The sequence below is a fragment of the Aliarcobacter skirrowii CCUG 10374 genome, assembly GCF_003544835.1.
GTDB classification, from domain to species: Bacteria; Campylobacterota; Campylobacteria; order Campylobacterales; family Arcobacteraceae; genus Aliarcobacter; species Aliarcobacter skirrowii.
Map to the genome: position 1 here is coordinate 219367 of NZ_CP032099.1, position 12487 is coordinate 231853.

At 27.3% G+C, this 12487-nt stretch carries 16 protein-coding genes; 9 read left to right on the forward strand and 7 right to left on the reverse strand.

Annotated elements, in window-relative coordinates; all coding sequences use genetic code 11:
* The first annotated feature begins 7 nt into the window (after positions 1–7).
* The 7 genes from ccoO (at position 8) to ASKIR_RS01240 (ending at position 5672) form a co-directional block, all read left to right on the forward strand.
* Positions 8–673, forward strand: coding sequence for a cytochrome-c oxidase, cbb3-type subunit II (gene ccoO, locus ASKIR_RS01210; protein WP_066352821.1), 666 nt, complete (start codon positions 8–10; stop codon positions 671–673).
* A gap of 10 nt (positions 674–683) precedes the next feature.
* Positions 684–911, forward strand: a complete 228-nt coding sequence (locus tag ASKIR_RS01215; RefSeq protein WP_066162867.1) for a CcoQ/FixQ family Cbb3-type cytochrome c oxidase assembly chaperone — start codon at positions 684–686, stop codon at positions 909–911.
* Between the two features lies 1 nt (position 912).
* Entirely contained in the window at positions 913–1806 is an 894-nt protein-coding gene (locus ASKIR_RS01220) for a c-type cytochrome (RefSeq protein ID WP_066352819.1), read from the forward strand.
* The gene (locus ASKIR_RS01225; RefSeq protein ID WP_066352815.1) at positions 1806–2048 is read left to right on the forward strand and encodes a DUF4006 family protein; all 243 of its coding nucleotides are present in this window, start codon (positions 1806–1808) and stop codon (positions 2046–2048) included. The genes ASKIR_RS01220 and ASKIR_RS01225 overlap by 1 nt, the downstream gene beginning before the upstream one ends.
* 103 nt (positions 2049–2151) lie before the next feature.
* On the forward strand, positions 2152–2778 hold the full coding sequence (locus ASKIR_RS01230; protein ID WP_066352810.1) for a hypothetical protein: 627 nt from the start codon (positions 2152–2154) through the stop codon (positions 2776–2778).
* Position 2779: 1 nt separating this feature from the next.
* Positions 2780–3340, forward strand: coding sequence for a hypothetical protein (locus tag ASKIR_RS01235; protein WP_066352808.1), 561 nt, complete (start codon positions 2780–2782; stop codon positions 3338–3340).
* Positions 3330–5672 (forward strand): PD-(D/E)XK nuclease family protein, encoded by a 2343-nt coding sequence (locus ASKIR_RS01240; RefSeq protein ID WP_115588384.1) that lies wholly within the window; start codon positions 3330–3332, stop codon positions 5670–5672. The genes ASKIR_RS01235 and ASKIR_RS01240 overlap by 11 nt, the downstream gene beginning before the upstream one ends.
* A gap of 9 nt (positions 5673–5681) precedes the next feature.
* Here ASKIR_RS01240 and ASKIR_RS01245 read toward each other — a convergent pair whose 3' ends face one another.
* The 7 genes from ASKIR_RS01245 to plsY form a co-directional block, all read right to left on the reverse strand.
* Complete coding sequence (locus tag ASKIR_RS01245) at positions 5682–6128, reverse strand: GNAT family N-acetyltransferase (protein ID WP_066352803.1); 447 nt, start codon at positions 6126–6128, stop codon at positions 5682–5684.
* A 9-nt stretch (positions 6129–6137) separates the two neighbouring features.
* Positions 6138–7118 carry a DUF2156 domain-containing protein gene (locus ASKIR_RS01250; protein ID WP_066352801.1) on the reverse strand — a complete coding sequence of 327 codons (981 nt, stop codon included), beginning with the start codon at positions 7116–7118 and terminating at the stop codon, positions 6138–6140.
* A gap of 134 nt (positions 7119–7252) precedes the next feature.
* Entirely contained in the window at positions 7253–7840 is a 588-nt protein-coding gene (locus tag ASKIR_RS01255) for an outer membrane beta-barrel protein (protein ID WP_066352792.1), read from the reverse strand.
* 85 nt (positions 7841–7925) lie between these two features.
* Positions 7926–9023, reverse strand: coding sequence for a peptide chain release factor 2 (gene prfB / locus ASKIR_RS01260; RefSeq protein WP_066352789.1), 1098 nt, complete (start codon positions 9021–9023; stop codon positions 7926–7928).
* Positions 9024–9048: 25 nt separating this feature from the next.
* Entirely contained in the window at positions 9049–9645 is a 597-nt protein-coding gene (locus ASKIR_RS01265; protein WP_066352786.1) for a c-type cytochrome, read from the reverse strand.
* An 11-nt stretch (positions 9646–9656) separates the two neighbouring features.
* Positions 9657–9968: a dihydroneopterin aldolase gene (locus tag ASKIR_RS01270; protein WP_066352784.1), complete on the reverse strand. Its 312-nt coding sequence runs from the start codon at positions 9966–9968 to the stop codon at positions 9657–9659.
* Positions 9965–10588 carry a glycerol-3-phosphate 1-O-acyltransferase PlsY gene (gene plsY / locus ASKIR_RS01275; RefSeq protein ID WP_066352782.1) on the reverse strand — a complete coding sequence of 208 codons (624 nt, stop codon included), beginning with the start codon at positions 10586–10588 and terminating at the stop codon, positions 9965–9967. Before plsY ends, ASKIR_RS01270 begins: the two co-directional genes overlap by 4 nt.
* A gap of 91 nt (positions 10589–10679) precedes the next feature.
* Here plsY and nadA point away from each other — a divergent pair, with 91 nt between their 5' ends.
* A complete protein-coding gene (nadA, locus tag ASKIR_RS01280) occupies positions 10680–11669 on the forward strand; it encodes a quinolinate synthase NadA (RefSeq protein WP_066352781.1) in 990 nt (329 codons plus the stop codon).
* Positions 11666–12487, forward strand: coding sequence for a carboxylating nicotinate-nucleotide diphosphorylase (gene nadC, locus ASKIR_RS01285; protein ID WP_066162822.1), 822 nt, complete (start codon positions 11666–11668; stop codon positions 12485–12487). Before nadA ends, nadC begins: the two co-directional genes overlap by 4 nt.

Here is a 12487-nt window from a genome sequence, read left to right on the forward strand (position 1 = left end):
AGAAAAAATGTTTCATTGGTTTGAACAAAGACCGTTTTTCTTTGCGGTACTAGTATTTATATTTATTTCATTTGCGGGTATTATCGAAGTAATTCCAGATTTTGCAAAACAAAGTAGACCAACAGTTGGTACAAAACCTTACTCTGTATTGGAACTTGCAGGAAGACATGTATATATTAAAGATTCATGTAATGCTTGTCACTCACAGTTAATTAGACCATTTAAATCAGAAACTGATAGATATGGTATGTACTCTTTAAGTGGTGAGTATGCTTACGATAGACCATTTTTATGGGGATCAAAAAGAACTGGACCAGATTTAATGAGAGTTGGAAATTATAGAACTACAGATTGGCATGAAAATCATATGTGGGATCCAGTAGCTGTTGTTCCTGGAAGTATTATGCCAGCATATAAACATCAATTTACAAATATAGCTGATATAGAGACTGCGTATGCAGAAGCTATAACAATTAAAAAAGTGTTTAACACACCATATGATCAAGATGGTATGCCAAAACTTGGAACTTGGGAAGAAGCTAAAAAAGCTGCTTTAGCTGAGGCACAAGAGATAGCAAACTCAATGAGAAATGAAAAAGTTAAACAAGCTGTTGCAAATGGTGAAGTTCCTGAAATAGTTGCATTAATTGCATATTTAAATTCTTTAAAATAAAAGGCTTAAGATGGATTATGAAGCACTAGTAAATTTACAAGGTTATGTTAAATTCTTTCTTATCTTAATAGTATTTGTACTATTTTACTCTTATGCTTTCTCTATTTACAGAAGAGATAGAAAAGGGGAAAGAGATTTTGAGAAGTACTCTAAACTTGTACATGATGACTCAAGTGTTTCAGAACCTCTTGAAAAAAGAGAAGAGAAAGAAAAAGTTATAGGTAATAAGGAGAAATAAGATGAAATCTATGGTTATAGGTGGAATAATTCTTATCATCGCATTAATGGCAGGAACTTACTATGTTGCAGGTGACGCTTTTAATACGGATGATTATATCAATGCTTTAACATTTTTAGGGGCAGCTGCTATTATTACAATTAGTACATTTGTTGTTCTAAAATATGTTAATCAGATGAAAAATGACAGAGCAGGTGGTGATCTTGCTGATGAGAATTGGGATGGAATTGGTGAGTATAAAAATCCTGTTCCAACAGGTTGGGCACTAGCATTTATTGGAACAATTCTTTGGATGTTTTGGTATTTTACAATTGGTTACCCAATTAATGGATTCTCTCAAATTGGTCAATGGAATGAAGAGACAAATGCATATAATGCGAAGTTTGAACAAAAATGGGTAAATCCAAATGAGTCAACTTTGAATGCAATGGGTCAATCACTTTTCTTAGTTCAATGTGCTCCTTGTCATGGAGTTGATGCAGAGGGAATTGATGGTAAAGCACAAGACTTAACAAAAAGAATGAGTAAAGATCAAATTGTTTATGTAATTAAAAATGGTGCAAACAATTTAACAGAAGCTTTCCCAGGTGGAATGCCTCCTATGATGTTACAAGATGAAAAAGAGATATCTGATGTAGCTGAATATATCGCAAGTGGATTCAAAGGTGAAGCTCCAGCTGCTTATGCAACTTGTGCTACTTGTCACGGTGATAACGGAGAAGGTATGCCATTTGTAGGTCCAAATATTAAATCTTATGATGATGGTATTGTACTTGCTGTATTAAAACAAGGTAAAAAAGGTCTTCTAGGAGAGATGCCTCATTTTAATGGAAGATTAAATGAGACTCAAGAGAGAGCTTTAGCTTCATATATTAGAAGTATAGGAGATAAATAATGGCAAATAATACACAAATGAATGAAAATGAGAGAGGAATCTTTAAACTAAATGGTATTTCTGGAATGCTAATAGCTGTTGTTTTATTACTAACTATTTTAGCTGTTTTAGTTACAAGTGCTGTTTTAGTTCAACAAAGAGAGGCTACAAACTATTACTCTATAAACCAAGATTTACAAGGTTTAAAAGCAAATAGTCCTGAAAACCATAAACATTACCAATTAATTGGTAATGAGAAATAAGGAGTAGAGTATGGAGAAAATTATAGGTATTTTACTTTTAGTTGCTGCTGTTATGACTGCATACTATGCATTTTTTGATGCTGCAAAAGTATATGTTGGTTAAATGAAAAGATTAAATTCTTTAAAAGTAGGGGTGATTTTATCACTTCTACTTTTTTTATATACAAACGGTTTTGCTCAAAATTTCTTATTAAATGGAGATTTAGTTGATATTAGAGCAAAAGAGAAGATTTTACAAATGGGTAATGAAGTAAAATCAAAATTAGGTGTAAATATCTATTTGGATTCAAAAGTTGATTTAAATATTGATCCAAAACTTCCTACAAAAGATAGATTAAATCTTATTAAAAAATATGAAGATAATATTTTAAAAAATTTAGAACAACCTTATGTTTTATTAACAATTGCAATGGAACAGATGCATGTTAACTTATATTTTAGTGATAGTTTAAAAAATATAATAGATAAAGATGATATTTTAAATGGTTATGTAGTACCACTTTTAGCTTCAAAAGACAAAAATACATTAGCTTCAAAAGTTAGTGCTGCTACATTAAATGGATATGCGGCAATAGCAGATACATTAGCTGAGTCACAAAAAATAAAACTTGAAAGCAGTATTGGTAGTGAAGGAAAAGTATCAAGCACTATTTGGAGAGTATTTATCTATTTCTTGGTTATTTCAGGTTTGTTAGCATATACTTATGCAGTTTTAAGAAAGAGAAAATAATATGAAAAAAAGAAATTATTGGCCACTATTTTTTATAGGCATATTTAGCTTTGTTTTTTCAATGATAATATGGACTGTCACTCAAGCTTTAAAAGCTCCTGTTATTGAAGATAAAAGCTTTATAAATAAGTATCAATATGTTGATGAGAATTATAACTCTATTATGGAATCAAATATGAGATTTTTAAATAAATATACTCTAAATTTTGATTTAAATGGAACTAGATTTCCACTTACAACAGATGATATAAAGTTTGGTCAAAGAGTTTTAGAAAAATTTTCAAATCATAAAAATATTTTGAAAATAGGTGAAAATAGTTTAAAAGTTGAGATTTTGGACAATAAATCAAATGAAAAAAAAGTAGCCAATATTGATCTTTTGGTTACAAAAACAATGTCAGATGAGAGTGATATTGAGTTAAAAAATGATAATTTTAAAGAGACAAATAGAGTATATGAGACAAATTTCAATTTAAAAGAGGAGACTAACTGGATAATAACAGGTAAGTTTGAAGTTGAAAATGAAACAGGTTATATACTTATAAAGACAAATGCACGATAAAAAAACATTATATGTTTTTCCTACAAGTAGATCAATAAGAGAGTTTATCTTTGGTTTTAAAGCTAAAGATACTCTTCTTCCTTCAGCAATTACAATTGATGAACTTTTAAAAAAATCTATAAATTTAAATAGTAAAAAATATGAATCAAAAGAGCAAAGAGTTATATTTTTAAATGAAGCTATAAAAAATGTAGATTTAAATAAACTTGGTTTCTCAAAAAACTTTGCACAATTTTTAAAACAAAGTGATTATATATATAGATTTTTTTTAGAGTTAAGTAGTGAAAATAGAAGAATAGATGATATTAAAAGAGCTGATACATATATGTTTTATAATGAACATCTTGAAATATTAGATGAGATTTTAAAAAATTATCTATCAATTTTAGAAAAAAATAGCTGTGTAAATAAGATAAATTTAAATAAAAACTACACAATAAATAGTAAATTTTTAAGTAGATTTGAGAAAATAATCATTAAATTTGAAGGATATTTCACAAAACAGGAGTTTGAAATCATCTCAAAAATTTCAGATTTTATTGATTTAGAAATAGAGTTTTATAAAAATATTTATAATAATAAATCTATAGAGATATTTAGTGATTTTAATTTTGAATTTAAAGATGATTGTAAGTACTTAATAAATTTATCAAAAAAAGAGCTAATAAGTGAACATAGAGTTGATAAAAACAACAATATAAATATCAAAGGATTTGCAAATAGAGTAAATCAAGTTGCTTTTATAAAATCAACTATCGTTAATTTAGTAAATCGTGGAGTTGATGCTTCTAATATTGCTGTTGTATTACCAAATGAAGATTTTGCAAAAACATTAAAGTTAAATGATAAAGAAGAGTATTTTAACTTTGCAATGGGAAATGATATTTTAAATAAAAATTTGTACCAAAAAGCGTATGTTGTATCAAACTATATAAATGAGGATGATATAAAAAATATAAAAAGTTTAGAGTTTTTTCAAATAGATAAAAAAAATATTGATGAAAATATTAAAAAAGTATGGAATAATAGACTAAATATTGATAATTTTAGATTTATAACTAACTTTATAAAAGAGAACGAAACAAATAAAGAGTTATTAGAGAAATACGATGAGATGGTATATTTTTTAGAATCTCTATTTTTTACAAATGAGACTTATTTAAGAATTAAAGATGCTTATAAAATATTTTTACAAAATTTAGCAAGTATTAAATTAGATGATATTAACTCTGGAAAAATTACAGTTATGGGACTTTTAGAAACCAGAGCAATAAATTTTGATGCTGTTATAATTTGCGATTTTAATGAGGAGTTTATTCCGAAAATATCTATAAAAGATAAGTTTTTATCTTCAAAAATAAAAAAATTAGCCTCTTTACCTACAACAAAAGATAGAGAAAATCTTCAAAGATACTACTACAAAAGATTAGTTGATAATTCAAAAGAGGTTTTTATATCTTATGTAAACTCAAAAGATAGCTCAATATCAAGATTTGCCTATGAGCTTTTTGATTATAAGCAAGATAAACTTTTTGATACAGAGTACAAAGATATTTTATATACAAATATAAAGTTTGAACATAGTAATGAAAATATAGTTCAAAATATAGATTTAAAACAATTTACTTGGTCTGCAAGTGCTTTAAAAACATATTTAGAGTGTAAAAGAAAGTGGTATTTAAACTATATTTTAAAAATAAAAGAGCATACAATTTCAAATTTGCCAAAGAGTTTTGAACTTGGAAATATAGTTCATAAAATTTTAGAAGAGTATTATAAAAGCAGTAATACAAATATTGATGATCTGTTTATAAAATATAGAGCAAATAATCCATTTTTAACTTTAGATTTAGAGATTTATAAACAAAAAGTTAAATCTTTTATAGAGTTTGATAAGAAAAGATTAGAAGATAGAGAGATTGTAGAGTTAGAGAAGAGTTTTATTGTTGATTTTAATGATTTCAAAATTACAGGAGTAATTGATAGAGTTGATAGATATAAAGATTGCTATGAAGTAATTGACTATAAAACTTCAAGAAATTTAAAAGTTGATACAGAAAAAAATTATGAAAAAAGTTCTGATTTTCAATTGGAGTTCTATTTTTTAGCTATTAAAACTCTATATGAACCACAACAAATAAGAGCTTTTTATTATGATATTTATGAAAATTTACTAAAAGAGGAGATTGCTTTAGAGCCAAAGTTGGAACTTTTAAAAGCTATTTTTGATGATTTTAAAAATCAAAGTAAATCACAAATAGATTTTTGTAAAACAGAAGATAGTTCAAAGTGTGAATTTTGTCCTTATAAAACTATCTGCAACAAAGATTAGTTAAAAAAGCTATTTAAGCTTTTTTAACATTCTAATAGCACTACAACCATCTGGATAGTAGTTTAAAATTGTTTTCCACTCACAATATTTAAAACCTTTATATCTTCTTCTAAGAGCTTTATTATCCTCTCTAACTTCCAAAATAACAGTTTCAAAACTATTTTCTAAAGCATAATTCTCAATAGCATCAAAAAGTGCTTTAGCTGCAGCTGTTCCTTGATACTCTTTTAAAACAGCCAAAGAGTTAAACCAAATATGTTTTTTATTTATAATTACACCCAAAGAGTAACCAACAATTTTAAAATCTTCAATCCAAGTAAAAACAATAGTGCTTTTTTTATTTAAAAGTTTATAAAACTCTTCAAAACTTAGCTTAAAATAGATACTATCTTCAAACATAGAGTTTTCAATAAACATAAGTTGTTCTATATCATTTTTTGATGCAATACTTAACATTTTTTAGCCTTATTTTTGATAAATTGTATATTTTGGTACAAGTTTATCAGGTCTATATGACATTTTTACTTTTTTTAGATTTTCAAACCCCATGTCATCACCAACATTTATATATGTACTATTATACTCATCTTTTAAAAGTTTTGAAAACTCCCTAAATATAAACTGAGCACAACCTAAAACTTCAAAATCAGTCTTCTCTAAAATTACACTTGATGTATGATCATTTATCTTCTCACCAACTGTAAAACCTTTTAACTCATCATCAATAAAAATAACAATTCCAACAATATCCAATTTATCATATTCGCTTAGAATCTTTTTAACTGCAAATCTCTCAAAATAGATACCATCCATAAAAATTTCAACTTCCTCTTTTGGCATATATTTTGTTCTATCACTAACCCATTTATTAAATAGATTTAAAATTAAAGTAGAGTGAACTTTTGTATCAAGAATCTCAATTCTATAGTTTGGATAAGCTTTTTTAAACTTATTTATCTCATTTCTTTTTGATTTATAAGCATCACCTTTTAGCTCAATTAAGTCATCAATTTTATAAATATAATCTACCAGTTTTTTCTCAATTAAAAAATCTTCTAAAGCCTCAAAGATTAATGTACCCTCTTCAAGATGATTTATAAATCCTTCTAGCATCTCTTCGTGAACATACTCAATTTTTGAGTAGTATTTGTTGCTATTATTTGCATTCATAATCTCAAAGCATTTAAAAATTGCTTTATGAACACTCTCTTTTTTACCCAAAGGTGGAAGAAGCATAGATAACTCTCCACCACTTAAAACAAAAAAGCAAAAAGTATCTTCTATAATGCAATAAAAACCGCTAGAAGAGCTTAACCAAATATAGTTTTGTGCAAATGTATAGTCGCTTAAATCGACATTTATCTCTTTTAAATATTTTTTCATTTGATCTTTTGCTTTTATATCAAATGGAATTAATGGTACACTGTTTATTGTCAAAGTTGACAAGATTTACTCCTTTAGAATTTTGCGAATTATACTACTATTTTAAGGTTTTGCAGTTGATAAAATAAGAAAAAATGAATTTTGTGTAAAGTGCCATTTCTTGGCACTTTATGAAGTTATTTTGTAAAAATTTTAGATTAGAATTTTAGATTTAGACCAATATATGGTTTAATACTATTTTGAGTAATCTTATATTCATAAGTAGTAGAAGTGTTATCTTCATATTTAATTTTTTCCCATTTTTTATAGTTGTAATCTATTCCTATATAAAAAGATAAATCATCAGTTGTTTTTAAATCAACACCAGCTCCAAGAGTTAAAGATAGAGCAGATACATCACTTTCTTGGAATTTATTGTCTAAACTTATATTTGCAATACCAAGCCCTAATTTTGCAAAAGGGTAGAGATTATTTACTACCTTTTCTTTTTTAATCCACTCAAGACCAAACTCTTTTTGTTTAAAATCATCATCTAATGCATTTATTGAAAAATCTTTATATTTTGCACGTTCATAATATAGTTGAAGATAGTTATTGTCACCTAATCCTTGTCCTACTAAAATTTTGTATGCATTAGCATTTTCTGAATCTGATACACCGCTATTTTTTTCCTTGAATTGAGTTACAGCTGCACCATATTGTAAGCCTAAATAAGTCTTGGTATCAGCCATAGAATTTGTTAAAATCATAGAAGATAAAGTACCAATAAGCAAAAGTTTTTTCATTTTATTTCCTTATGTAAAATTTATTTAAAAATTATATTATCCAAAAATAGATAATTTTTCAAATTTTTTAATTTAAAATTAATTTTTAGTTTGTATTTGTAGCTATTAAAACATCTTCCATCATTTTTGTAATATCACCATCCAAAATTGCATCTACATTTGAATATCCAATGTTACTTCTACTATCTTTTATTTGTTGATATGGTTGTAAAACATAAGATCTAATTTGATGTCCCCAACCAATCTCACTCTTATCACCACTATTTTTACTATCTCTTTGTTTTTCAAGTTCAAGCTCATATAGTTTTGATTTTAGCATTTTAAATGCACTATCTTTGTTTTTGTGTTGAGATCTATCATTTTGACACTGAACAACAATTCCAGATGGAATATGAGTGATTCTAATAGCACTCTCTGTTTTATTTACGTGCTGACCACCAGCACCACTGGCTCTGTATGTATCAATTCTAATATCTTTATCTTCAATTACAATATCAATATTATCATCAATTTCAGGACTCACCATTACAGATGTAAAAGATGTGTGTCTTTTTGCATTTGAATCAAATGGAGAGATTCGCACAAGTCTGTGAATTCCATTTTCAGTCTTCATGTATCCATAAGCATTTTCACCTCGTATTACAAAGCTTACATCTTTTATTCCAGCCTCATCTCCAGCTTGATAATCTAAGATTTCAACTTTAAAATCATTTCTTTCAGCCCATCTTAAATACATTCTGTACAATATACTCGCCCAATCTTGAGACTCTGTTCCACCAGCTCCTGGATGAATTGTAACAATAGCATTTAGTGCATCATCAGGATTTGAAAGCATTACAGATATTTCAGTTGATTTAATTAAATCTTCTAAATCTTCAGCCTCTTCATATAAAAGCTGTAATGTATCTTCATCTTTTTCACTATACGCCATTTCATAAAGTTCATTTGTACCATTTAAAGAGTCATAAGCTTTATTAAACTTATTTAATTTTCCTAAAATTCTATTTTTTTCTATTCCAATTTTTGTGGCATTTTCAACATCATTCCAAAAATCTTGACTAGCTTCAAGCTCAATTATCTCTTTTAATCTAGCATTTAACTCATCTGGTTTTAAAATACCTTTTATATTACTTAGTTTTGTATTTAGTAATTTTAGTAATTCCGAATATTCGTACGCATCCATATATGCTTAATCCTTATTTTAATTATTAGTTAATTGAATCTAAATATTTTTTAATATCTTTTACAGTTTTATCATTTAAATTATTTATATGAAAACTTGAATATACTGAACTTGATTTATTTCCAACTCCATGAACATACTCTTTATAACCAGCTAACATATCATCTTCGCTAAGTTTATTTAGTCTTGAACCACCAATATAGCTCTCACCTTTTTCTCCATGACAGTTTTGACATTTTGAGATATAGATAGTTTTTGCATCTTCAACTCTAACCTTTGCTTCTTGCTCTTTTTTTAAGTCCTCTTTCTGTTTTTGTTTTGCTAAAACCGAAGCACTAATAGCATCTAAATCCATTTGAGCAATATTTTGATTAGAGTTACTGTTTTGTTGCTCTTTTTTAAATATATAAATATAGTTATTTCCATTTATTTTTATATCTGAAACAATATAACCCATTTTTTTCATATCATTAACTGAATGTTTTCCAGCACACTCACCACCATCAAGTGCTACTGTCTCAATTGTTGATAAAGATTTATGATTCTCTTTAAAACACATTGTTGTACTTGCAGATACAACTGTAGCTAAAAGTGAAATAGCCAATAAAACTCTTATTTTCATAATAATTCCTTTTAAATAGATAGACTAACAATACAATCTTTCATAATTGTAGGTTTAGTAATTTTTAGTTTAAGATTAAAAATATCATAATTTTCATTTAAAATTTGTTTTAAATCTTCTAAAGCATCTTCAAGTAAAAAATATTTCATCTGTTTTACTCTATTTTTGATTAGCTTAGAAACTTCAGCATAATCTATAAATTCGCCATTTTTAAACTCATACTCAAAAGATATATTAATTATAACTTTCTGCTTTTTTACTCTTTCAAAATCAAGTATTCCAATAATTGTTTTAAAAGATAGATTTTCAATCTCTATTTTCATACAACTTTTTTCTCTTCACCTTTTACAAGTCTAATAATATTTGGGATATGTTTATAAAAAACTATAAAAGCTATTAAATACATTGGTACGTTTGATCCAACATTTAAACCATCATATATAAAATTTGCACTTACTAAAACAGCTATTAGTGCAATTAAAGAAGATAAAGATGATATTTTTAAAACTTTTGCGCAAAATGCCCAAACAATAGCACCAATAATAGTAGCATATGGAATTAAAACTATGTAAGCACCAAGTCCTGTTGCTACACCTTTTCCACCTTCAAATCCTAAAAATATTGAGTAGCAATGACCTAAAACTCCTAAAACTGCAATCATCCATAGTGTCTCTTGGCTTACATTAAAGCTAATAGCAATTAAAAGAGTAATAGTAACTTTAATTGCATCTAAAATAACTGTTGCAAGACCTAGTTTTTTTGCCAACTTTGGGTCTTTCTCTTTTACAACTCTTAAAACATTTGTAGCTCCAATACTTTTGCTTCCAGACTCTTTTACATTAACACCTGCAAAAATTTTTGCCAAAATAAGACCAAAAGGAATAGAACCAGATAAATAGGCTAATATATAGAAAATTATATTTTGATTTGTCAGAAAATCCATCAAATACCTTTGTTGTTTTTTAAAATTAAATGAGATTATAACTAAATTTTTGATATATTCCCACTTAATAAAAATTTAGAAGGTACTACTATTGAATTTAAAAGAAGAGATTTTAAAACTAAAAAAAGAGTTAGATGTTACTGTTGTAGCCCATTTTTATCAAAGAGATGAAGTTTTTGAATTAGCTGATATTACAGGTGATAGTTTAGAGCTTGCTAAAAAAGTTATGGATACTAAAACAAAATATGTAGTCTTTTGTGGTGTTGGTTTTATGGGAGAGAGTGTAAAAATAATGAGCCCCGAAAAAATAGTTCTAATGCCAAGAATTGCTTGTTGTGCAATGGCAAGAATGATAGATGAGGGTTATTTTGAAGAGAATTTAAAATTAATAAATGAAGCTGGAATTTCAAATGAAAATATTTTACCAATCACATATATTAACTCAAGTGCAAGAGTAAAAGCAAGAGTTGGAATGATGGGTGGAATGGTTTGTACATCATCAAATGCTTACAGAATTATAGAAAAAGGATTAGAATCTGGTAAAAAAATATTTTTTGTTCCAGATCGTTGTTTGGGACAAAATTTTGCTAAAAGTTTAAACCTTAAATCAGCAGTTGTTGGAGATGGAACTAATTTAAAAGATGCAGATATTATCTGTTACAATGGATTTTGTAGCGTACATCAACAATTCAATGTTGATGATATAGATTTTTATAGAGCTAAATATCCAGGTATTTTGGTTGCAGTTCATCCTGAGTGTGATCCAAAAGTTTGTGAAAAAGCTGATTTTATTGGATCAACTTCACAACTTATAACATATATAAAAAATTTACCAATTGAGCAAAAAGTTGTTGTTGGAACAGAGTTTAATATGGTAAATCGTTTAAGAGAGAAAAATACATATATTTTAAGTTCAACAAAACCAGAGTGTCCAACTATGAATGAGACAACTTTAGAGCATTTATATGCAACTTTAAAATCTATAAAAGATAACAAAATATCTCCACTAACAGAGATAACAGTAGATGAAGATACTATAAAATGGGCGAAAATAGCTCTACAAAGGATGTTTGAGATATGATAAATATAAAAAGATTTGTAAAACATGCAATCAATGAAGATAATGGAAGAGGGGATCTGTTTTATGATATTGCTCCTGAAGGTAAATTTACAGCAAAAATAATTTCAAAAAGTGAAGGAATTTTAGCAGGTGTTAAGTATGCAGAGATTTTGGCTCAAACAGAAAAAATAAAGATAAATTTTTTAAAAAAAGATGGAGATAAAATTCTTGCTGGTGATATTTTAGCAACACTTGAAGGAAGAGCTGCAAAACTTCTATCATGCGAGAGAACACTTTTAAATATGCTTCAACACGCAAGTGGAATTGCAACAATGGCAAATAGGTATGTAAAAAAACTTGAAGGTTACAAAGTTGTTTTACTTGATACTAGAAAAACACGACCACATTTAAGAGATTTTGAAAAGTATGCTTCAAGAGTTGGAGGAGCTATAAATCATAGGCTTGGACTTGATGATTGTTTGATGTTAAAAGATACTCACTTAAGAACTATTGATGATCTTTGTGAGTTTGTAAAAATAGCTAGAAAAAGAATCTCTTGGGTTACAAAAATAGAGATAGAGTGTGAGACAATGGAACAAGTTATTAAAGCTATGAGTGCTGGTGCTGATATTATTATGTGTGATAATATGACTTTGGATCAAATAAGAGAAGTTGTAATGTTTAAAGATAGCTCATATCCTCATGTTTTAATTGAAGCAAGTGGAAATATAAATCTTGATACTATTTGCGATTATGCAAAAACAGGTGTTGATGCTGTTAGTAGTGGAAGTATAATTCATCAAGCAACATGGCTTGATTTTTCAATGAGAGTTGATTAA

Coding starts and splice junctions, on each gene's coding strand:
- ccoO (WP_066352821.1), top strand. CDS start 8: ATGTTTCATTGGTTTGAACAAAGACCGTTTTTCTTTGCGGTACTAGTA.
- ASKIR_RS01215 (WP_066162867.1), top strand. CDS start 684: ATGGATTATGAAGCACTAGTAAATTTACAAGGTTATGTTAAATTCTTT.
- ASKIR_RS01220 (WP_066352819.1), top strand. CDS start 913: ATGAAATCTATGGTTATAGGTGGAATAATTCTTATCATCGCATTAATG.
- ASKIR_RS01225 (WP_066352815.1), top strand. CDS start 1,806: ATGGCAAATAATACACAAATGAATGAAAATGAGAGAGGAATCTTTAAA.
- ASKIR_RS01230 (WP_066352810.1), top strand. CDS start 2,152: ATGAAAAGATTAAATTCTTTAAAAGTAGGGGTGATTTTATCACTTCTA.
- ASKIR_RS01235 (WP_066352808.1), top strand. CDS start 2,780: ATGAAAAAAAGAAATTATTGGCCACTATTTTTTATAGGCATATTTAGC.
- ASKIR_RS01240 (WP_115588384.1), top strand. CDS start 3,330: ATGCACGATAAAAAAACATTATATGTTTTTCCTACAAGTAGATCAATA.
- ASKIR_RS01245 (WP_066352803.1), bottom strand. CDS start 6,128: ATGTTAAGTATTGCATCAAAAAATGATATAGAACAACTTATGTTTATT.
- ASKIR_RS01255 (WP_066352792.1), bottom strand. CDS start 7,840: ATGAAAAAACTTTTGCTTATTGGTACTTTATCTTCTATGATTTTAACA.
- prfB (WP_066352789.1), bottom strand. CDS start 9,023: ATGGATGCGTACGAATATTCGGAATTACTAAAATTACTAAATACAAAA.
- ASKIR_RS01265 (WP_066352786.1), bottom strand. CDS start 9,645: ATGAAAATAAGAGTTTTATTGGCTATTTCACTTTTAGCTACAGTTGTA.
- ASKIR_RS01270 (WP_066352784.1), bottom strand. CDS start 9,968: ATGAAAATAGAGATTGAAAATCTATCTTTTAAAACAATTATTGGAATA.
- plsY (WP_066352782.1), bottom strand. CDS start 10,588: ATGGATTTTCTGACAAATCAAAATATAATTTTCTATATATTAGCCTAT.
- nadC (WP_066162822.1), top strand. CDS start 11,666: ATGATAAATATAAAAAGATTTGTAAAACATGCAATCAATGAAGATAAT.